The following is a 20,422-nucleotide window of genomic DNA, read 5'->3' as shown; positions in this document are numbered from 1 at the left end:
ACTTTTCAGGAGCCTAATCCCGCTGTCCGCTGTATCTTTTGTTCCGCTGCGCTGCACAAAGGAATGCCGCTTCCATCGGGGCTAGTAGAGCTTTGTGAACATTGGCGCTCGCTTCGCTCGCGCCCAACCAATAATCAACCAACCTTGTCAGGACTCAATCCCTGGCAAGGTTTTTAAAGAAAAAAAATGAAAAAACTCTCAGTACTTTTTCTGTTCATTTCCTTATTCGGTTTTGCCCAGATCCAGAAAGTGGAACCTGCCTTTTGGTGGAAAGGAATGAAAAATCCGGAACTCCAGATTTTGGTGTATGGAAAAGATATTTCAAAATATTCTGTGGAATTATCCGATAATATTCAGGTTAAAGATCTCACGAAAACCGAAAACCGGAATTACGTTTTCATCACGGTGAATACCGATGAAATCAATACTTCATCCTTCAAAATCAATTTTAAGGAAAAAAACAGAACGCGCTATTCCTACACGTACGAACTCAAAAACCGCAAGCCGGGTTCCGCTGACAGAAATTCGTTCACTTCGAAAGATGTGATGTATCTCATCATGCCGGATCGCTTTGCAAACGGTGACCCTTCGAATGATTCTCAGAAAAATCTGGCAGACAAACTGGACCGCAATGCGGCGAACGGCAGACACGGCGGCGATTTACGCGGCATCATCAACAATCTTGATTATCTGAAAAATCTTGGCGCAACTGCACTTTGGTTGACGCCGGCCAACGAAGACAACGAAAAACAGACTTCGTATCACGGTTACGCGCAGACCGATTTATACAAAATTGACGGCCGCTACGGAACCAACGAAGAATATCTTGAACTTTCGCGCGAACTTCAGAAACGCGGCATGATGCTCATTCAGGATTATGTGACGAATCACTGGGGCATTTCGCACTGGCTCATTCAGGATTTACCAACCAGAGACTGGATTCATCAGTTCGCGGATGGTGAAGGAAAGTACGGTTTCAAACGTTCCAACTACAGAACCACTTCACAGTTCGACACCAATGTTGCTGAAATCGACAGACAGGAAGCATTAAACGGCTGGTTCGATACCACGATGCCCGACTTAAATCAGAGCAATCCTTTGGTTTTAAAATATCTGACCCAAAACGCCATTTGGTGGATTGAATATGCTGAACTCGGCGGTTTGCGTGTTGATACATATCCTTACAACGACAAAGTAGCGATGGCGAAGTGGGCAAAAGCAATTACCGATGAATATCCGAAATTCAATATTGTGGGCGAAGCCTGGATGTACAATCCTGCACATGTTTCTTACTGGCAGAAAGATTCCAAAATAGGTGAGATTGATGGCTACAACTCGAATCTTCCGTCTGTGATGGATTTTACGCTGTACACCGATCTTCCCTCAGCTTTAAAAGAAGAAGAGAGCTGGGACAAAGGGATGATCAAGATTTACAATTCATTTGGCAACGATTTCCTTTATCCAGACATCAATAATATATTGGTCTTCTTCGAAAACCACGATACGGAAAGGTTTAATGAAATCTTCAACGGCGATTCGCGTTACTACAAAATGGCTTTAGCTTTGATTTCCACCGTGCGCGGAATACCGCAGATTTATTACGGCTCTGAGATTGGGATGAGAGGTGAAAAATCGAAGGGCGACGCCGATATCCGACGTGATTTTCCAGGTGGCTGGAAAGGAGATCCACAAAATGCTTTCAACTCTGAAACTCGTACTGCCGAGCAGAAAGAATTTCATGATTTCACGCAGAAAGTCTTGAATTGGAGAAAAGGCAAAGACGTGATCCACAACGGGAAAACCAAGCACTATATGCCCAAAGAAAAGGTGTATGTGTATTTCCGATACAATGAAAGCGAGAAAGTAATGGTGGTGATCAACAACAATGAAAAAGACCAAACTTTTGACCTCACCCGCTTTGCGGAATCCTTAAATGGAGTTTCTGCCGGAAAAGATGTGATCTCAGGCAGGGATTTTACGATATATTCCACAGGTAAACTGACCGTTCCAGCGAAATCTTCACTAATTTTAGATTTGAAATAATTCAAATTTAAACCAGTAACCATGAAAAAACTTGTTTCTCTTTTCGTATTGATATGCGCTTTTATATTTTCAAATTCGCTTTCTGCACAGAAAAAAGGCTTCTATGAAAATGTTCAGAAGAAAAATGTCAGCAAAGTCTTAGACGACCTGAATCTTTTTGCGGCACAGGCTGATTATAAAAACTATTTCGAGCTTTTCGCAGAAGAATCCATTTACATTGGCACGGAAGCCGGCGAGGTATGGAACAAAGAGGAATTTATGGCTTGGTCTAAACCTTATTTTGACCGTGGAAAAGCCTGGAATTTCACGTCTTTAAAAAGAAATATTTATTTCAGCAAAGACGGTACTTACGCCTGGTTTGATGAACTTTTAGATACGCAGATGAAAATCTGCCGCGGCTCCGGCGTGCTGGAGAAAATCGGTGGGAAATGGAAAATCCGTCAGTACGTGCTGTCGGTAACCGTTCCGAACGATGTGGTGGATGAGGTGACGAAAATCAAGGCACCATTGGAAGACCGCGTGATTTCTGAACTAAAAACGAAAAAATAACAGATCTTTACTTTAAAATAAACATTTAAAATGTCAAGAAGAATAAAACCGCAACTGAAACTTGCCCAAATCATCAACATGAGCATGGGTTTTCTGGGAATACAGATGGCATTTGGCCTTCAAAACGGAAATGCCAGCCGCATCCTGCAAAACTTTGGTGCAGATGTGCATCACTTATCATGGTTCTGGCTGGTAGCGCCTTTCACAGGGCTCATCGTGCAGCCAATCATCGGTCACATGGGCGATCACACCTGGTCTGAAAAATGGGGCCGTAGAAAGCCTTTTTTCCTCATCGGGGCACTGCTTACGGCTGTAGGTCTGGTTTTCCTTCCAAATTCAGCCTCGGTAGGCGTTATGATGGCGAGTGGAGTTTTACTTTTTGCTGTTTTGTTCCTTGCGTTGATGGATGCGTCGATCAACGTGGCGATGGAGCCTTTCCGTGCGTTGGTGGGTGACATGTTGCCGAAAAGCCAGGGAACCGTTGGTTTTTCTGTTCAAACGATTTTGATTGGAATTGGTGCCGTAATCGGATCAAATATGCCGGCTTGGCTTACACAGCTTGGTGTTTCAAATGTTGCCGCTGAAGGTTTCGTACCCGATTCTGTGATTTACTCGTTCTACATTGGTGCCGCTGTACTTTTGCTGACGATCCTTTACACGATTTTTACCACGAAAGAATATTCACCGGATGACTTTGCTGATTTTTCTGAAGAAGAACCACACGAAGTGACACCGCGTTTCACCGATATCTTTAAAGATTTCGCCAACATTCCACCATTGATGAAAAGTTTGGGCGTGGTGCAGTTTTTCTCTTGGTTTGCACTATTCACCATGTGGGTATATACAACCAGTGCCGTTGCAACGCACCATTTCGGACTCTTACCTGACGATGCAAAATCCGCTGAATTCAATAATGCCGGTAACCTTGTCGGCGAACTTTTCGGATATTATAACCTTTTCGCGATTGGTTTCGCTTTCCTGCTGATACCTTTAGCAAAAAGAATCGGCAAAAAGCAGACACATGCACTGGCACTTTTCTGCGGAGGTCTGGGTTTGATTTCGTTGTATTTTATCGAAAATACAGCGTTGCTTTGGTTGCCGATGGTCGGGATTGGTTTTGCCTGGGCCAGTATTTTGGCAATGCCTTATGCCATGCTGATTAACGCAATTCCGTTGAAAAAAATGGGTGTGTACATGGGGATTTTTAATTTCTTCATCGTGCTTCCGCAAATCATAAACGGAATCATCGGCGGACCTGTTGTCCACAGTCTTTTCGGAAATTACGCCATCGGTTACGTAGTTGCAGGTGGTGTGGCGATGATCATCGCAGCCTTTATTTCCCTTACACTAAAAGGTGTTGGAAAAGATGACGATGCCGAATCAATTGAAGCCAGCGCAACGGTTGAGAAATACGCTTAATGAGTAATCGATTGTGAAGTTTAAAGTCCGTCAATTCACTTTGACGGATTTTTTTATGAACCGCTTCAGGCGAACTTAACCTAAATCAACACTATACAGCTTTCATTCACCTAAATTTGTAACCATAAATCTTCAGAAAATGAAAACAGTATATCACAACGCAGACACACGTGGCTACGCCGATCACGGTTGGCTGAAATCTTACCACAGTTTCAGTTTCGCCAATTATTATAATCCTGAACGGATGAATTTTGGCGTATTGAGAGTACTAAATGACGATCAGGTTGCTTCCGGCATGGGTTTCGGGAAACATCCGCACCGCGACATGGAAATTATCTCCATTCCCCTTGAAGGTGATCTGGAGCATCAGGATTCAATGGGGACTTCGGCGGTTATCCGCAAAGGTGAAATTCAGGTGATGAGCGCCGGAACCGGTGTGCAGCATAGTGAATTTAACCGAAACAAAGACCAACTTGTAAAATTCCTGCAGATTTGGGTAATCCCAAATAAGATGAATGTCGCGCCGCGCTACGACAAGATCAGCATCAGAGAAAATGAAAAGCTGAATGGTTTCCAACAGATCCTTTCACCCAATCCGGATGATGAAGGCGTTTGGATCCATCAGGATGCCTGGTTTTATCTGGCTAAATTTGAAAAAGGCAATTCTAATGAATATCATTTGAACCGCCCGGAAAATGGAGTTTATGTTTTTGTGCTGAAAGGTTCGGTAAAAATTGGTGACCAAGTTCTGGAAACCAGAGATGGATATGGCATTTGGGAGGTAGAATCTTTCACACTGGAGGCCACGGAAGATGCAGAGATTTTACTGATGGAAGTTCCTATGCAACTGCCACAGTAACCCCATACTGAGCTCCTAATATTTAAAGAAAAAGCGGAAAAGTGATTTTCCGCTTTATCTTTTTTAGACTTAAATTTTTATTTCTTAATCAGCGAAAACGCTTTGCTTCCGAGTTTAAAAATGGGAAGCGCGATAAGTCCGCCAATAATTCCGGCTAAAGCTTCTTTGATGATAGAATTAAGGTTTGGAAGGAAATGATGGTGCATCCATTCGATATTATGAACAAAGATGCCACCGGCAACAAGAATTAATGCGATCGTACCTACCACACCTAAACCTTTTATCACCCAAGGCAAAGCATTCACAAGAAAGTTTCCAAGCGAAACCAGCGGACCTTTTTCCGTGCTGGATTTTTTGATGAGTTTGTAGCCGGCATCGTCCATCCGCACAATTAAAGCAACAATTCCATATACGCCTATCGTAGCAATAATCGCCACGATGGAAACGGTTACAACTTCTACCAGAAACGGATTAAACTGCGATTTTAGCGCCTCATAACCCACTTTTGCTGACGCCAACGCTATGATTACAATTTCAAGGGAAAGGATAAAATCGGTGGTCACGGCGGATTTTATCTTAGATTTTTCAAGGTCGGTGCCGCTTTCTGTAGTCTCACTGGCCTCATCGATTACTTCCTTTCCTTTTTTATTACGGTGAAATAAATATTCGATAATTTTTTCAATTCCTTCGTAAGCCAGATAAAATCCACCAAAAATCAGAATGATTGTGATAGCGGGCTCGTACAGCCATTCCAGCAAAAAAACTGCGGGAACAATGATGAGTTTATTCACAAAAGAACCTTTCATGATCTTCATCAATACCGGAATTTCACGCGATTCCAAAAAGCCTGTAGCCTTCTCGGCGTTTACTGCCAGGTCGTCGCCAAGGATCCCCGCGGTTTTCTGGGTTGCTAATTTTGCTGTTACTGCCACATCATCCATCAGCGCAGCTATGTCGTCTAAAATCGCAAAAAAACCTGAAGCCATATATATTGTTTCTTATTGGTAGGGAGCAAAAATAATGATTTAAGTTGTTAACGCACGCGCCTTTTTTCGAAAGCATTTTGATAATTATCTGGCGTCAGGGTTTTATTAATCATTTAAAAATCCTATTTTCGCAGAACAAATTTTTTACACTTGGAACCGCGTATATTACATCTTCCACAAAAGAAATTCCAAACCTTTGGAGGTGCAACTTACGCTGAAAAATACTAGAAAAGCCGATGGTCCGAATGACTGTCGGCTTTTTTTATGAACTTGTTTGACCAAAAATTCACACATATTATAATGAGCAATACCTATAAATCAGCCGGCGTAGACAAAGAAGAAGGTTACAAAACCGTCGATAAGATCAAGAAAGCAGTAGCCGGCACGCACAATGCGAATGTGCTGAACAACCTCGGAAGTTTCGGTGCTTTATACGAAATCGCAGGTTATAAAAATCCGGTCTTGGTTTCCGGAACGGACGGTGTCGGAACAAAGTTGAAAGTGGCACTCGATTCGAAAAAATACGGCTCCATCGGCGTCGACTGTTTCGCGATGTGTGCCAATGATATCCTTTGTCATGGCGCGAAACCTCTTTTTTTCCTGGATTATCTGGCATGCGGAAAACTTGATTCTGAAATCGCCGCGGAAATCGTTTTGGGAATGGTGGAAGCCTGTAAAGACAACAATTGCGCATTAATTGGTGGCGAAACGGCCGAAATGCCAGGCATGTACCAACCTGGAGATTATGATGTAGCCGGATTTTGCGTGGGTATTGTTGAAAAAGAGGAAATCATTGACGGTTCAAAAGTAGCGGCTGGTCACAAGTTGATCGCACTGCCAAGTTCCGGATTTCACAGCAACGGTTTTTCATTGGTGAGAAAAATTTTCCCGGATTTCAATGAAGAATTTGAAGGTAAACCTTTATACGAAACGCTTTTGGTTCCGACACGTTTGTATTACAAACCAATTCATAAATTACTCGAAGAAGTTGAGATAGACGGAATCGCACACATCACCGGTGGTGGACTTATCGAAAATGTGCCGCGAATGATTCCGCAAGGTTTAGGCGCTAAAATCGATACCTCGAAAATTCAGATTCCATCTATTATGCTTGAACTTGAAAAACGCGGAAAAATTGCGCGTAAAGAAATGTACGGAACATTCAATATGGGTGTCGGAATGGTTCTCGCGGTAGATGCCAACCACGCTCCGAAAGTTTTGGATCTTCTTGATGATGCTTACGAAATTGGCGAGATCGTGAAGTCCGAAAATCAAATTGAACTGTTTTAAATTATTGCTGAAAGCAAACGGAATATGAAGCAGATTTGTGTTTTGGTATCAGGTTCAGGAAGCAATCTTCAGCGAATCATTGATGCGACCATAAGCGGCGAAATAAAAAACGCTGAGGTTAATCTGGTAATTGCCGACCGCGATTGCTATGCGCTGAAACGTGCTGCAAATCATGAAATTAGAACACTGCTTATCCCGCGCGGGAAAGGCTTTTCTGCAAAACTTTCTGAAGCAGTTTCCACAGATACCGATCTTGTTGTTTTAGCCGGTTTTCTGTCGATTTTGAATAATGAGTTCTGCGAAAAATTTAAAGGAAAAATTATCAATATTCACCCGGCACTTTTACCAAAATTTGGCGGTAAAGGAATGTGGGGAAATCATGTACATGAAGCCGTGCTGAAGGCGGGCGAAAAAAAATCAGGTGCTACGGTGCATTATGTGACTTCAGGAATTGACGAAGGCGAAATAATCCTGCAGAAGTCATTTGACATCACATCAAATGATTCAGTGGAAAACATTTCGGCTAAAGTCCACGAAATCGAACATGAAATTTTTCCAAAAGCCATCGATCAAATTTTGAATAATACCGGGAAAATTGCTTTCATTACAGATCTTCACATGTTGGAGAAAAACGTTGAAAAGAAAGGAATTAAGACTGTTCAGAATTGGAAAACAGTTTTGGAAGATGCAAGAAATCGTGGTATTTCGAGTATAGTTTTTGGCGGTGATCTAGGCGAAAAGGAAGCTTTGAAAATTTTAGAAGAAGATATCATAGGTTTTTACTGTCAGGTCATCCTCGGCAATCACGATAAAATAAAGCATCTCGACAAATTCTTTCCGCAAGCGAAAGGAAAGGAGGAGTTATTCTACACAACAATAATTGCAGGAGCCGATGGCATTTTTCTCGATACATCATCATACAAATTAAGTGAGGAGCAGCAAACATTTCTTCAAGAATGGCTTACAAATGCCAACAATCCTGTTATATTTATCCATCATCCTGTCCTGGGCGACGGTAGTTGGATGGATAAAGAACATCCTTTGAAAAACCGCGAAAAAGTACAGGAAATTTTAAAAGAAAGCGGCAAAAACATCACCTTGATTTCCGGGCATTATCATCATTTCCACGATGAAACGACCGGCAGTATCCGTCAGATTATTGCGCCGGCGGTTTCTTATCAGATTTTGAAGCAGAAAGATTATAAAGCAGATAAGAAGTCATTTGGTTACCTGATTCTGGACTTCACTAAACCGCAACTTGAAGTTGAACAGGTGTTGTTTTCGGTTTAAATAGAAATTAATCACCACAAGCAGATATTATAAAAAGCAAAACGTAAAATGAACAAGAAGCGAGTATTAATCAGCGTCTCCGACAAGACAAACCTTATAGATTTTGCCAGGTTTTTGGAAAGCCAGGAATACGAACTCATCTCCACCGGGGGAACTTTTAAACATCTTAAAGATGCCGGCCTGAATCCAATTCAGATTGATGAAGTAACCGGTTTCCCCGAAATGCTGGACGGCCGTGTAAAAACGCTACACCCAAAAGTGCACGGCGGATTATTGGCAGTGAGAAACAGCGAAGAGCACATGAAAACCGTACAGGAGCATGAAATCGGTTTGATTGACATGGTAATCGTGAATCTTTATCCGTTTTTTGAAAATGCCAATTCTGACATTTCTTTAGATGAAAAAGTGGAATTCATTGACATCGGCGGACCTTCCATGCTCCGTTCCGCGGCCAAAAACTTTACCTCAGTGACTGTCATTACACAGGTTGAGGACTACGAATTGATTCAAAATGAAATCGCTGAAACCGGCAACTCTAAACTTGAAACCCGTAAAAAGTTAGCCGGAAAAGTGTTCAATCTTACTTCTGCGTACGATGCGGCGATTTCAAAAATTCTTCTTGAGGAAGATTATCCACAGTATCTTAATGCTTCCTACCGGAAGGTTTTAGATTTGCGTTACGGCGAAAATCCGCATCAAACTGCAGCTTACTACGTTTCTACAACCGGCAGCGGCGCGATGAAAGATTTCGATATTCTGGGCGGAAAAGAATTGTCTTTCAATAATCTTCGCGACATGGATCTGTGCTGGAAGGTGGTAAACGAATTCAAAGATGAAATGGCCTGTTGTGCCGTGAAACATTCCACGCCATGCGGTGTTGCGATCGGAACTTCAGCGCTTGAGACGTACACGAAAACTTTCGAATGTGATCCGGTTTCAATTTTCGGCGGAATCATCGGGATGAATTTCAAAGTAGATGCGGTGACAGCTGAAGAACTAAACAAGACTTTCCTGGAAATCGTGATGGCACCGGATTTTGATGCTGACGCTTTGGAAATTTTAAAGAAGAAGAAAAATTTAAGAATCATCAAAATCAACCATCCCGTTTCAGATGCTCAAACTTGGGTGAAAGTGGATGGCGGAATTTTGGTTCAGGATAACGATAATCAGTTTTCAGAGGACATAAAAACGGTCACGAAAACGGCTCCGAGCAACGAACAGCAAAAAGCATTACTGTTCGCACAACGCGTCGTAAAATACGTAAAATCGAATGCTATTGTGGTCTCAAATGGCGATCAGGCCTTAGGAATTGGCGGTGGCCAGGTAAACAGGATCTGGGCAACGCAGCAGGCGATCGAACGCGCAAAAGAAAAATTTTCGGGTGAATTGGTTTTAGCTTCTGATGCCTTTTTCCCATTCCGTGATGTTGTTGATTTCTGCGCACAGCAGGGCATTAAAGCAATTATCCAGCCGGGTGGCAGCGTGCGTGATGCTGATAGCATAGAGGCGGCCGATGAACACGGAATTCCGATGATGTTTACCGGAATGCGGCACTTTTTGCATTGAGTAAAAAAGACGACGGATTAGCACGTGCTTTTGGTTCTTTTTTGACGCTCAGATGCGCAAACTTTACCATAATCGCCACTAATTTGTACACTCAATTCACTAAATTTGAAACATTCAAATCATAAGCTATAAACAATGAGAATACTGATAGTAGGGAATGGCGGACGTGAATCTGCCATCGCGATGAAACTGAAAAACGACAAAAGGATTTCCAAGATGTACTTTGCGAAAGGTACGGTAACCACTGCCCAGCTCGGCCAAAATGTATACGAGGACAGCGTGATCGACCTGCGCGATTTTGCCATCAAGGAAAGAATTGACCTTACAATCGTAGGTCCGGAAGCACCGCTTGTCGATGGAATCGTAGACGAATTCAAAAAGCACAACCTTGCTATTTTTGGCCCGGAAAAGCGGGCCGCCGAATTGGAAGGAAGTAAGGCATTTTCGAAGAAATTCATGCAGTCATACAATATCAAAACGGCCAAGGCTGTGGTTTTTGATGCTTATCAGGATGCGATTGATTATGTGCGAAAAGAGAAATTCCCACTCGTTATCAAAGCCAGCGGACTTGCAGGTGGAAAAGGTGTCGTGATCGCTGAAAGCCTGGAAGAAGCGGAATCTACAATCCATAAATTCATGATCCAACGAATCTATGGTGATGCCGGCATTCAGTTGGTGATCGAGGAATATCTGAAAGGTTTTGAGGCCTCTGTGATTGCATTTTCGAACGGAACCAAGCTTTTCCCATGTATCGCGGCGAAAGATTATAAGAAAGCCGGTAACGGTGACAAAGGGCCGAACACAGGCGGTATGGGCAGCGTGGCGCCAAGCCCGGAGTTCACGGCAGAGCATTTCCGCGATTTTGAGGAAAACATCATGAATCCTACCCTCAGCGGACTCAACAAACAGAACATACACTTCAAAGGTTTCATTTTCTTCGGCCTGATGGTCACTGAAAAAGGTACTTTTCTGCTTGAATACAACATGAGAATGGGCGATCCGGAAACGCAGGTGATTCTGCCGCTTCTGGAAAATGAACTTTTCGATGTCATTACAGACTGTATCGAGGGAAAAGAAGTGGAACTTCGTTTTAAAAATGAAAAAGCAGTTTGCCTCGTGATGTGTTCGGGCGGTTATCCGCGCAAAATCGAGACCGGATATGAGATCCGTAATCTGGAGAAAGTGAAACACAGCGATGTGCTTTTCGCCGGCGCACGGCAGGTGGGCGACCGGATCCTGACTTCGGGTGGACGGGTGCTCAGCGTAGTGGCAACGGGCGACAGCTATGAAGACGCGCGCAAAAAAGTCTATGAAGACGCCAAGAGCATTAGTTTTGACTACGAGTTTTACCGCGAAGACATTGGCAAATTTTAAACAGAAAAGCGTGATCTCTCACGCTTTATTTTTTTAGGAGCTTTTTCCCGCTTTCCATTGCAATCTTTTTTGGCGGCTTCGGTTGCCTCAGCCACCAAAAAAGGATTTCCATTGCAATCGGGGCTAGGGAAGAGAGGCAAAAAATACGATTTACAATAAAAAGAAGGCACATTCATCAGTTAATAATTTATCAAAAACAATTAAATAAAAAATGCAGCACGGCATCATCCTCCTCGATTTCGGATCACAGTACAACCAGCTTATCGCGCGGCGTATCCGCGAGCTTGGCGTTTATTCCGAAGTTTTGCCCTTCAATACACCACTCGCAGACATTCTCGAGCGGAAGCCTTCCGGTATTATTCTTTCCGGCGGACCAAGCTCCGTGAATGTGGAAAACGCAAGGCTTGTCGAGAGAAGTTTATTCGAGCAGGAAATTCCTGTTTTAGGAATCTGTTATGGCATGCAGCTTTTGACCCACATGCTGGGTGGAAAAGTAAAGAAAGGCAACAAAGGCGAATACGGTAAAGCAACCCTCGAAATTATCAAATCAAGTGCCTTGCTTTCGGGCGTGGGCCGTTTTTCAACCGTGTGGATGAGCCATTTTGATGAGGTGCAGGAAGTACCGGCAGGTTTCGCGATCAATGCACAGACAGATGTGATCTCATCGGTTTCCGATGAAAAGAAAAAGATCTACGGCGTACAGTTTCATCCTGAGGTTTCACACACCGAGGAAGGTGCACGCATGATCGAAAATTTCGTCTTCGGGATTTGTAAAGCCCCGAAAAACTGGAAACTCACGAACTATATTGACAAAACGGTTGCTGAAATCAAAGAAAAAGTGGGCGACCAAAAGGTAATCCTTGGACTTTCCGGCGGCGTGGATTCTTCAGTTGCAGCGGTACTTATTCACAAAGCAATTGGCGATCAGCTTCAGTGCATCTTCGTGGACACGGGTCTTTTGAGAAAGGATGAAGCGGAAAAAGTGATGACAAATTATGGCGAACATTTCCAGCTAAAGATAAAACTTATCGACGCAAAACGCCGGTTCATGTCAAAGCTCGAAGGAGTCGCTGATCCGGAGGAAAAACGTAAAATCATTGGAAATGAGTTTGTAGCGGTCTTCGATGAAGAATCGCACAAAATTGAAGGCGCAAAATTTCTCGCACAGGGAACCATTTATCCCGATGTCATCGAAAGCCAGTCTGTAAAAGGACCTTCTGCGGTTATAAAATCACATCACAATGTGGGCGGACTGCCGGAAGAAATGGATTTTAAACTGCTGGAACCGCTTCGCGAACTATTCAAAGATGAAGTGAGGAAAGTAGGTGAGGAACTTGGCATCCCGCACCATCTTGTGCATCGCCATCCGTTCCCCGGTCCGGGGCTGGGCATTCGGATCTTGGGTGAAGTTTCAGAGGAAAAAGTAGAGATACTGCAGCAAGCAGATGATATCTTCATTGAGGAATTGTACAAAAACAATCTCTATGAGCAGGTTTCGCAGGCTTTTGTTGTTTTACTTCCTGTGAAATCCGTCGGCGTGATGGGCGATGAAAGGACTTACGAGTACACCGCAGTTGTCCGCTCCGCAAATACCATCGATTTCATGACGGCGACTTTCAGCAAGTTCCCATGGGAATTTCTGGAAAAAGTTTCGAACCGAATAATCAATGAAGTTCGCGGTATCAACCGTGTGACTTACGATATTTCAAGCAAACCGCCTGCTACTATTGAGTGGGAATAATAAGATAATGCCTCTTCGGAGGCATTTTTTATTCTGTACTAATCCCAAATTTCTGCATCCTGATTTCAGTGTAGGGCTTTTCAAATTTCAGCGTATCGGGATATTGAAAATGCTGCTTTGTATTTTTAGCAAAATTGAAACGCAGCATGAAAGGAACTTTTTCATAGGTGTTTCCGAGTAAAACCGCGGTTGAGTCCTTTGCCCAATAGGCCTCTTCAATCCTGAAAGAAGGTCCGAAAAATGCGATCTGTTTCGCGGTTTTTGTCTTTAAATCTACCAAGACCACCTGTTGGTCGGCTTCAAAGCTGGCACTGCCGTCTTTAGCTAAAATCCAATGGTAACTGTCGAAATCCAGGTATGCGGTTTTGCCTGTATTAAATACAAGGAAAGGTTTATAAATTTCATTGAAGCCTTTCTGATTCAGCGCAATCACATTGCTCGGACTGTACGTTATTGCACTGGTTTCGGTGAGTCTGAATTTATCTTTCGTGAACTCCGGATTGTCTGCCTGATAGTAACTCAGCCATTGAACGAGCGCAGAATCCAGCGGTTTTACGACCGGTTGCCTGGTCGGAATTGTCTCTGCCACGCTGTTTTCCAGCCCTTTTTCTTTCTTGTCGGTACAGGCAAAAAGAATGAAAAACAGAAATGCGGAAAAGACTCGGTTCATCTGTCGAAATTACAAAATATTTAATCCTGCCAAAAAACATATCTTTGCCGAATGGAAAAACTGACGTTCGCGGACTTTGATCTACCTGAAAAAATCCTTGATGTATTAGCTGATTCTGAACTTTTTGAGCCGACGCCAATTCAGGAAAAATCGTTGAAACCTATACTTTCAGGTCGTGACGTGATGGGAATCGCACAGACGGGTACAGGTAAAACACTTGCGTATTTGCTACCGGTGCTCAAGATGTGGAAGTACAGCAAGAGCGGAAACCCCACCGTGCTTATTCTGGTTCCGACACGCGAATTAGTAGTGCAGGTTACAGATGTGGTGAAAAATCTAACGCAAAATCTCACGGCACGCGTGCTGGGAATTTACGGCGGTGTGAACATCAATACTCAGAAATTGCTTTTCAACGAAGGTTGTGATATTCTTGTTGGAACTCCCGGACGAATCATGGACTTAGCGATTGACAATGCGATTTCATTAAAAGAGGTGCAGAAATTAGTGGTGGATGAGTTTGATGAAATGCTGAACTTAGGTTTTAAGATGCAGCTCACTACCATTTTCACTATGATGAGGGAAAAGCGGCAGAATATTCTGTTTTCAGCAACGATGACGGAAGCTGTAGATGCCGTTTTGGATGAATATTTTGCGTCACCTATTGAAATTTCGTTAGCCAAATCCGGTACGCCGCTTGATAAGATTGAGCAAATTGGGTTTAAAGTCCAGAATTTTAACACCAAGATTAATTTGCTTGAATTTTTGCTGAAATCGGATGATGAAATGTCTAAAGTTCTGGTTTTCTGTAACAATAAGAAGAACGCGGATTATCTTTTCACCAAAGTTGATGAAATGTTCCCGGGCGAATTTGATGTAATTCATTCAAACAAATCCCAGAATTACCGTCTCAATGCGATGCGAAATTTCGAGGATCAGCAGCTGCGCGGATTGATTACTACCGATATCATGGCGCGTGGTCTCGATATTTCAGATATTACCCACGTTGTCAATTTTGAAATCCCTGAAGTTCCAGAACAGTATATTCACCGCATCGGACGTACCGGCCGTGCCGATAAGGACGGAAAAGCGCTTTCGTTTTTTACAGAAAAAGAGGAAATCAATTTACTTGAAATAGAGGTTTTGATGGATAAATCCCTGGCCTTGCAGGATTTTCCGGCTGACGTAAAAATAAATCCCGTAAAGATCGCATCTGAAAAAGATGAGGTGATTATGAAAATCGCGCATACCGTAAAACTCGAAGAGGGCGGTGGTGCATTTCATGAGAAAAAAGACAAAAACAAAAAAGTCAACTGGGGTGGACCCACAAAACGGAACCCACCAAAAACCAAACCCGGTAACCGTGCCCAGGCTAAGGCAAAATCAAAGGCGAAACGAAAAAAGTAGTCTCGAAATTTTTTTGCTATTTCCAGAATTGGTCGTCGTACTCGGGCTCTTTCAGAACAGGATGCGGCAGCTCCAACAGCTCCCGAAGTTGCTTGTCTGTGGCTTGTCTCTCAATTTCCGGAAAAATCTGGCGTTCCTCCTTCCGGATGTGAACTTCCAGTAAATCCCTGAAACCTTGTATTTCTGCGATATCGCTGAATCCGCGTGCTACCATCTCACGCATTATGTTATGTTCCGTCAGTGCTTCTGAAATCAGCGGATGTTTTTCACCTAAAATATTGAAGATTGTTTCCTCTTCCTCGGCAAAATGCGGTGCCAGATTGTGATTAAAAAATATAGAAATATACCGCGCCATTCGGCCTGCACCGATGTTTTTTACAATTCCCTGTTTCAGTTTCCAGCATAGCAGAAGTCCAAAATGGTGATCACGGCTGAGTTGCACCAGTGCTTCATGTCTTTTCATAATTTTCTATTTAATGTGCGGAGCCATCTGTGTGGCCCATATTTTATAACCTTCAGGCGTAAGATGCAGCTGGTCATCCAGGAAAAGTTCCTTTCGTGCTTCCCCGTTACTATTGGTCATTGGTTTCACAATATCGATATAAGCCGCGTTTGGTTTAAGCTCCATAAATTTACGAATCATCTTGTTCGTAGCGGTGAATTTAGGCCACAAGTGTTTTCGGCTTGGTGAAAGCTTGATTGAAATGTACGAAACAGGGACATTCGGATGGTATCTTCGCACTTCGGCGTAGAAATGCTTAAAGCGGTTAAAGACTTCGCGAGGTTTTAGATTTTCATTTGCAGCAAAATCATTTTCACCGCAATAAATAATGATCTGACTGGGTTTATAAGGTTGCAGCAGTTCTTTTGAATAAAAATTCAGATCAAAAAGACTTGATCCTCCGAAACCACGATTGATAAATGTCTTTCCCGGAAAATAATCAGCCACATCTTTCCACATAGTAAATGAAGAGCTGCCGACCAAAAGTATCGCATCCTCCGGCGCGCGCATTTCTCTGTCGGCCTTCTTAAATTTTTCGATGTCGTCCCAAAAAGCTGGCTTCGTCTGCGAAAAAAGGGCCTGCGAAAGAATGAGAAAGGTAAGTATAGTGAATAGTTTCTTCATTTTATTTGCTTTAAAACTTAAATTTAAGCAAAAAAAATCCCCGGAATTGTACACCGGGGATTAAAAAAAAGATATTTCACCTTACTGACTTGTCTGTGCCGTTACGTAGATGCGCGCCATATCATTGTTTATATTGTCACAATTGCTGCTGTTTCCACCATAAACAATTTGCGTATATCCCGATGTAACTACGGGCAGATTTCTTCCGTAAACTTCCACATTGTGTGTGCCGACAGGAAGATCATTAAAGATACCGGCAAGATTAAACTTTCGCCAGCTGCAGACGTAGGTAGTGCTCGTTGTATAATATTTGCTCGCTAGTTTTAGTTGTCCGTTAACGAAGATCCCAATTGCAAACTGAAATTTTTGGTCGGTTGTTAAGCTGTTATTTACCTGCACCATACCTTCTGTGATTACATAGTTGGTATTGGTCGCTTTGGTGATTGTCACGGTGGTACCTGCATTCAGTTTGGTCCAGCCTGTTGTGGAATCATTTAAATTGAACAACGGAACCGTAGTCGGGAAGGTACTGACAGCCGTACTTGCTGTAGAATTTCCGTTAAAATTTTCAGTTTGCTTAATGATTGCCAAACCATCACTTACCGCGAAATTGCGGTTCCATTTTCCTGCAGCCCAAAAATTTGATTGCCCGGTATTGGTATTTTGAACCAATAAACCTCTCACAGGACTCGGAATCGTACTGTTATCTGTACTGCCTGTAAGTGCAACCTGCGGCAATAAAATGCCGTGACGGTCATCCTTAATATCGAGCACCGCACTGGAATGTGGCGTAGTGCCCAGCGCAGGATTGGTAGTGATGAGAACCTGCGCATTATATCCGGTAATCATGGCAGCGATAAATAAAGTGGTAATTGTTGCTTTCATGATTAAAAAACATAAGGTTGGTTAACGAAAATCGTACTGCTGATGGCCGATTCGAAAGCACTAATGGTATTGCATGACGACGATGTATTTGGCGCGCCGTAAGTAACAGTGAGACCACTTATCGCAGGCGCTTCGATATTACGGATTGCAAATTTCACCGTGTGGTTTCCTACAGTGAGATTGTTCGCCACGCCATAAATCATAAACTGCCGGAACGCACATGAGGAGGCAAAGTCGAGGAACATCGGTTTCACATCGATCAGTTTGTCATCCACAAAAAAGCCGATGGTAGAGGTAATACCACCAGTAGCTGAACTTCCGTTATTGGCTTGGTACATACCGTTGATGTTCATCAGCACCTGATTTTGCGCGCGGTCCACTACGATGTTTTTAGTAATCGATGATATTACAGTCCATTGAGATGTATTGATCGTCTCACCATATGCATGCGCACTGTAACCTAAAAACTGTGAACTTGTGAAAGTATATCCGGTGCTGGATGTTGCTGAGTAATATTTAACCTGATTGAGCAAATTGGCCTGATTAAGGTCTGAAAAGAAGTAATCCCACCGGCTCCCGTTCCAGAAATAATATCCTTCATTGCCGGAATCACTTGTGTTGGTATTATAAATTATCAGGGATTCCTTAGGATTCGAAACGGATGTAACATCGGTTTTGCTTAAAAGCGCAACCTTCGGAAAACTTACTCCTTTATTGTTTGCGCTGATATCCAGCGCGGCAGAAGCATGTGGCGTGCGTGTGTTAATTCCCACCTGCGCGGACAGTAGTGTGCACCCGAATGCCAGGAGTGAAATGTATAAATTTTTCATAATTTGTGTGTGTTTAAGGTCTTTCTGAAATTTGAATGCTCATCAGCGATTTATCCATCAGCGGACTCAGGTTGCTGCAGGATGCATGCTTAGCACCAAAAGTGATGCTTTGAGTACTGATCTCGGTAACACGTAAAGTCTCCCGAAGTTCAATAAGGTGGTTTCCTGTGGATAAATTGCTCACATTGAAATAGACATTGAAGTCATTGTACAGGCATGATTGCTTTCCCGTGATCATGAAATTACGCACGCCGCTTAGTTTAGAATCAACGAAAAGGGCGACAGAGTAGGACATGAAAGTGTTTTCATAAGCAGCAGAATTTATCTGTGCGATACCGCTTCCGGAAATTGAAACTGTGTTCTGCCCGGAATAGAGCGATATTGTTTTGCTGAGCCCCGGGATCAGCTGCCAGTCGTGCGCTGACGGGCTTTCACCCATCGTGTAAGAAACGCCGGTTATCGGTGAACTATCGTTCACACCTCCGGTGGAAATCGCGCTCTCCGATCTTACGATCCCCAGGTATTTAAAAATATTTGTAGTATCGAGAATCGGGTTCCATTTGTTGTTTTGCCAAAAGTAGAAACCTTTACCGGTCATGGTATTCGTGTTGTAAACCAGCAGAGACGAGGCCGGAGAAGAGACCGGAGCCGCGTTGTTCAGATTGGGAATAGAAATATTTGGTAGTAATACTCCTTTGTTGGTTGCAGCAATTTTTAGTACCTCAGAGTTGTCAAAAGTGGTGACATTGGTGCCTATGCCGACCTGCGCATGGCATAGCGCAACTTTTACCAGGAACCCCAGTAGTAGATTTTTTTTCATCAGTCGTGTTTTGTGTTAGCACAAATATACGACTAAATATGAAAGCGCAAACTAGGTCAATTCACCTTAATAAAAGAGTGAATACACCTTTCAACATTAATGTTAAAAAGTACCGGGCAGTAGATTTAAAAAAAAAAACGCTACTGAGTTCTCAGTAGCGTTATCAGATAAATCCTTTTGAAGACTAATTTAGTATCTGTAATACTCAGGTTTGAAAGGTCCTTCCACCTCCACACCGATGTATTTTGCCTGCGCTGGCGTGAGAACTTCAAGCTCTACGCCTAGCTTCTTCAGGTGAAGTGCTGCAACCTTCTCGTCAAGATGCTTCGGAAGAGTGTACACTTCGTTTTTGTAAGCAGACGCGTTCGTCCAAAGTTCGATTTGTGCTAACGTTTGGTTGCTGAATGAGTTACTCATCACGAAACTTGGGTGACCTGTTGCACAGCCAAGGTTTACAAGCCGTCCTTCTGCCAGAATGATGATTTCTTTGCCATCGATATTGTAAACATCAACCTGGGGCTTTACCTCATATTTGGTGTCACCATAGTTTTCATTCAGCCAGGCCATATCAATCTCATTATCGAAGTGACCGATATTACACACAATGGTTTTATCTTTCATCTTCTTAAAGTGTGCGCCCTGTACGATATTGAAGTTTCCGGTCGTTGTAATGATGATATCTGCTGTTTCTACCACAGTATCGAGTCTTTTTACTTCAAAGCCTTCCATAGCTGCCTGAAGTGCACAGATCGGATCAACTTCGGTTACGGTAACGATTGAGCCCGCTCCGCGGAACGAAGCTGCCGTACCTTTACCTACATCGCCGTAGCCGCAAACTACCACACGCTTACCTGCCAGCATTACGTCCGTCGCACGGCGTATTGCATCTACCGCAGATTCTCTACAGCCGTATTTATTGTCAAATTTAGATTTCGTTACAGAGTCATTTACATTGATCGCCGGCATCACCAAAGTACCGTTCGCCATTCTTTCGTAAAGTCTGTGAACACCTGTAGTAGTCTCTTCAGAAAGACCTTTGATGTCTTTTGTAAGTTCAGGATATTTGTCAAAAACCATATTGGTAAGGTCGCCGCCATCATCCAAAATCAGATTTAACGGTTTTCTGTCTTCACCGAAAAATATGGTTTGTTCGATGCACCATTCAAATTCTTCTTCATTCATTCCTTTCCAAGCGTAAACCGGAATTCCTGCGGCCGCAATTGCAGCAGCTGCATGATCCTGTGTAGAGAAAATATTGCATGAAGACCAGGTAACGTCAGCTCCGAGTGCAACCAATGTCTCGATAAGTACAGCCGTCTGAATAGTCATGTGAAGGCAGCCCGCGATACGTGCGCCTTTCAAAGGCTGCGATGGACCGTATTCTTCACGGATAGCCATCAGTCCGGGCATTTCTGCTTCTGCAAGCATTATTTCCTTACGTCCCCATTCTGCGAGGGAAATGTCTTTTACTTTATAAGGTAAATATTGTGTTTGTGTGCTCATCTAAATAAAAAATTTTTGCAAATGTACGAAATTCTGCTTGTTTAAATTCAGCTTAGGATCAGGCGAA

18 protein-coding genes and 1 pseudogene are annotated in these 20,422 nt (G+C 43.1%); 11 read left to right on the top strand and 8 right to left on the bottom strand.

Annotated elements, in window-relative coordinates:
* The first annotated feature begins 186 nt into the window (after positions 1-186).
* From H9628_RS10705 to H9628_RS10690, 4 genes are all read left to right on the top strand, one after another.
* Entirely contained in the window at positions 187-2,043 is a 1,857-nt protein-coding gene (locus H9628_RS10705; protein WP_251834136.1) for a glycoside hydrolase family 13 protein, read from the top strand.
* 21 nt (positions 2,044-2,064) lie between these two features.
* Entirely contained in the window at positions 2,065-2,592 is a 528-nt protein-coding gene (locus H9628_RS10700; protein ID WP_251834135.1) for a nuclear transport factor 2 family protein, read from the top strand.
* Positions 2,593-2,622: 30 nt separating this feature from the next.
* Positions 2,623-4,011, top strand: coding sequence for an MFS transporter (locus H9628_RS10695; protein WP_251834134.1), 1,389 nt, complete (start codon positions 2,623-2,625; stop codon positions 4,009-4,011).
* Positions 4,012-4,150: 139 nt separating this feature from the next.
* Complete coding sequence (locus H9628_RS10690) at positions 4,151-4,870, top strand: pirin family protein (protein ID WP_251834133.1); 720 nt, start codon at positions 4,151-4,153, stop codon at positions 4,868-4,870.
* Between the two features lie 77 nt (positions 4,871-4,947).
* Here the strand turns inward: H9628_RS10690 and H9628_RS10685 are convergent, their stop codons facing one another.
* Positions 4,948-5,856, bottom strand: a complete 909-nt coding sequence (locus H9628_RS10685) for a DUF808 family protein (protein ID WP_251834132.1) — start codon at positions 5,854-5,856, stop codon at positions 4,948-4,950.
* 300 nt (positions 5,857-6,156) lie between these two features.
* Here H9628_RS10685 and purM point away from each other — a divergent pair, with 300 nt between their 5' ends.
* From purM to guaA, 6 genes and pseudogenes are all read left to right on the top strand, one after another.
* Complete coding sequence (purM, locus tag H9628_RS10680) at positions 6,157-7,146, top strand: phosphoribosylformylglycinamidine cyclo-ligase (protein WP_251834131.1); 990 nt, start codon at positions 6,157-6,159, stop codon at positions 7,144-7,146.
* A gap of 24 nt (positions 7,147-7,170) precedes the next feature.
* A pseudogene (gene purN / locus H9628_RS10675) lies at positions 7,171-7,728 on the top strand (phosphoribosylglycinamide formyltransferase); the annotation flags it as partial.
* Complete coding sequence (locus H9628_RS10670; RefSeq protein ID WP_262891812.1) at positions 7,723-8,436, top strand: metallophosphoesterase family protein; 714 nt, start codon at positions 7,723-7,725, stop codon at positions 8,434-8,436. The pseudogene purN and the gene H9628_RS10670, both read left to right, overlap by 6 nt.
* Positions 8,437-8,484: 48 nt before the next feature.
* Positions 8,485-10,002, top strand: coding sequence for a bifunctional phosphoribosylaminoimidazolecarboxamide formyltransferase/IMP cyclohydrolase (purH, locus tag H9628_RS10665; protein WP_251834130.1), 1,518 nt, complete (start codon positions 8,485-8,487; stop codon positions 10,000-10,002).
* A gap of 135 nt (positions 10,003-10,137) precedes the next feature.
* Positions 10,138-11,376, top strand: coding sequence for a phosphoribosylamine--glycine ligase (purD, locus tag H9628_RS10660; RefSeq protein WP_251834129.1), 1,239 nt, complete (start codon positions 10,138-10,140; stop codon positions 11,374-11,376).
* A gap of 211 nt (positions 11,377-11,587) precedes the next feature.
* Positions 11,588-13,117: a glutamine-hydrolyzing GMP synthase gene (guaA, locus tag H9628_RS10655; RefSeq protein ID WP_251834128.1), complete on the top strand. Its 1,530-nt coding sequence runs from the start codon at positions 11,588-11,590 to the stop codon at positions 13,115-13,117.
* A 28-nt stretch (positions 13,118-13,145) separates the two neighbouring features.
* On the opposite strand, the gene H9628_RS10650 is transcribed toward guaA, so the two are convergent.
* Positions 13,146-13,787 carry a hypothetical protein gene (locus H9628_RS10650; protein ID WP_251834127.1) on the bottom strand — a complete coding sequence of 214 codons (642 nt, stop codon included), beginning with the start codon at positions 13,785-13,787 and terminating at the stop codon, positions 13,146-13,148.
* Between the two features lie 51 nt (positions 13,788-13,838).
* Between H9628_RS10650 and H9628_RS10645 the strand changes: the two genes are divergently transcribed.
* On the top strand, positions 13,839-15,191 hold the full coding sequence (locus H9628_RS10645) for a DEAD/DEAH box helicase (RefSeq protein WP_251834126.1): 1,353 nt from the start codon (positions 13,839-13,841) through the stop codon (positions 15,189-15,191).
* A 16-nt stretch (positions 15,192-15,207) separates the two neighbouring features.
* Here H9628_RS10645 and H9628_RS10640 read toward each other — a convergent pair whose 3' ends face one another.
* The 6 genes from H9628_RS10640 to ahcY form a co-directional block, all read right to left on the bottom strand.
* Positions 15,208-15,654, bottom strand: coding sequence for a hemerythrin domain-containing protein (locus H9628_RS10640; protein WP_251834125.1), 447 nt, complete (start codon positions 15,652-15,654; stop codon positions 15,208-15,210).
* Positions 15,655-15,660: 6 nt separating this feature from the next.
* A complete protein-coding gene (locus H9628_RS10635) occupies positions 15,661-16,317 on the bottom strand; it encodes a GDSL-type esterase/lipase family protein (protein WP_251834124.1) in 657 nt (218 codons plus the stop codon).
* Positions 16,318-16,398: 81 nt separating this feature from the next.
* The gene (locus H9628_RS10630) at positions 16,399-17,202 is read right to left on the bottom strand and encodes a hypothetical protein (protein ID WP_251834123.1); all 804 of its coding nucleotides are present in this window, start codon (positions 17,200-17,202) and stop codon (positions 16,399-16,401) included.
* Positions 17,203-17,204: 2 nt separating this feature from the next.
* Positions 17,205-18,032, bottom strand: coding sequence for a hypothetical protein (locus H9628_RS10625; RefSeq protein ID WP_251834122.1), 828 nt, complete (start codon positions 18,030-18,032; stop codon positions 17,205-17,207).
* A 13-nt stretch (positions 18,033-18,045) separates the two neighbouring features.
* Positions 18,046-18,852 (bottom strand): hypothetical protein, encoded by an 807-nt coding sequence (locus H9628_RS10620; RefSeq protein WP_251834121.1) that lies wholly within the window; start codon positions 18,850-18,852, stop codon positions 18,046-18,048.
* A gap of 189 nt (positions 18,853-19,041) precedes the next feature.
* Entirely contained in the window at positions 19,042-20,355 is a 1,314-nt protein-coding gene (ahcY, locus tag H9628_RS10615) for an adenosylhomocysteinase (protein WP_251834120.1), read from the bottom strand.
* Positions 20,356-20,422 lie beyond the last annotated feature (67 nt).

The organism is Kaistella pullorum, from assembly GCF_014837035.1.
Classification (GTDB): domain Bacteria; phylum Bacteroidota; class Bacteroidia; order Flavobacteriales; family Weeksellaceae; genus Kaistella; species Kaistella rhinocerotis.
This window is presented reverse-complemented; position numbering and strand designations above follow the sequence as displayed.

Excerpts from the sequence above, each read along its gene's own strand:
- guaA (WP_251834128.1), top strand. The coding sequence starts at position 11,588 with ATGCAGCACGGCATCATCCTCCTCGATTTCGGATCACAGTACAACCAG.
- H9628_RS10645 (WP_251834126.1), top strand. The coding sequence starts at position 13,839 with ATGGAAAAACTGACGTTCGCGGACTTTGATCTACCTGAAAAAATCCTT.
- ahcY (WP_251834120.1), bottom strand. The coding sequence starts at position 20,355 with ATGAGCACACAAACACAATATTTACCTTATAAAGTAAAAGACATTTCC.
- H9628_RS10650 (WP_251834127.1), bottom strand. The coding sequence starts at position 13,787 with ATGAACCGAGTCTTTTCCGCATTTCTGTTTTTCATTCTTTTTGCCTGT.
- purH (WP_251834130.1), top strand. The coding sequence starts at position 8,485 with ATGAACAAGAAGCGAGTATTAATCAGCGTCTCCGACAAGACAAACCTT.
- purD (WP_251834129.1), top strand. The coding sequence starts at position 10,138 with ATGAGAATACTGATAGTAGGGAATGGCGGACGTGAATCTGCCATCGCG.
- H9628_RS10705 (WP_251834136.1), top strand. The coding sequence starts at position 187 with ATGAAAAAACTCTCAGTACTTTTTCTGTTCATTTCCTTATTCGGTTTT.
- H9628_RS10695 (WP_251834134.1), top strand. The coding sequence starts at position 2,623 with ATGTCAAGAAGAATAAAACCGCAACTGAAACTTGCCCAAATCATCAAC.
- H9628_RS10620 (WP_251834121.1), bottom strand. The coding sequence starts at position 18,852 with ATGAAAAAAAATCTACTACTGGGGTTCCTGGTAAAAGTTGCGCTATGC.
- H9628_RS10630 (WP_251834123.1), bottom strand. The coding sequence starts at position 17,202 with ATGAAAGCAACAATTACCACTTTATTTATCGCTGCCATGATTACCGGA.
- purM (WP_251834131.1), top strand. The coding sequence starts at position 6,157 with ATGAGCAATACCTATAAATCAGCCGGCGTAGACAAAGAAGAAGGTTAC.
- H9628_RS10690 (WP_251834133.1), top strand. The coding sequence starts at position 4,151 with ATGAAAACAGTATATCACAACGCAGACACACGTGGCTACGCCGATCAC.
- H9628_RS10625 (WP_251834122.1), bottom strand. The coding sequence starts at position 18,032 with ATGAAAAATTTATACATTTCACTCCTGGCATTCGGGTGCACACTACTG.
- H9628_RS10640 (WP_251834125.1), bottom strand. The coding sequence starts at position 15,654 with ATGAAAAGACATGAAGCACTGGTGCAACTCAGCCGTGATCACCATTTT.
- H9628_RS10700 (WP_251834135.1), top strand. The coding sequence starts at position 2,065 with ATGAAAAAACTTGTTTCTCTTTTCGTATTGATATGCGCTTTTATATTT.
- H9628_RS10685 (WP_251834132.1), bottom strand. The coding sequence starts at position 5,856 with ATGGCTTCAGGTTTTTTTGCGATTTTAGACGACATAGCTGCGCTGATG.
- H9628_RS10635 (WP_251834124.1), bottom strand. The coding sequence starts at position 16,317 with ATGAAGAAACTATTCACTATACTTACCTTTCTCATTCTTTCGCAGGCC.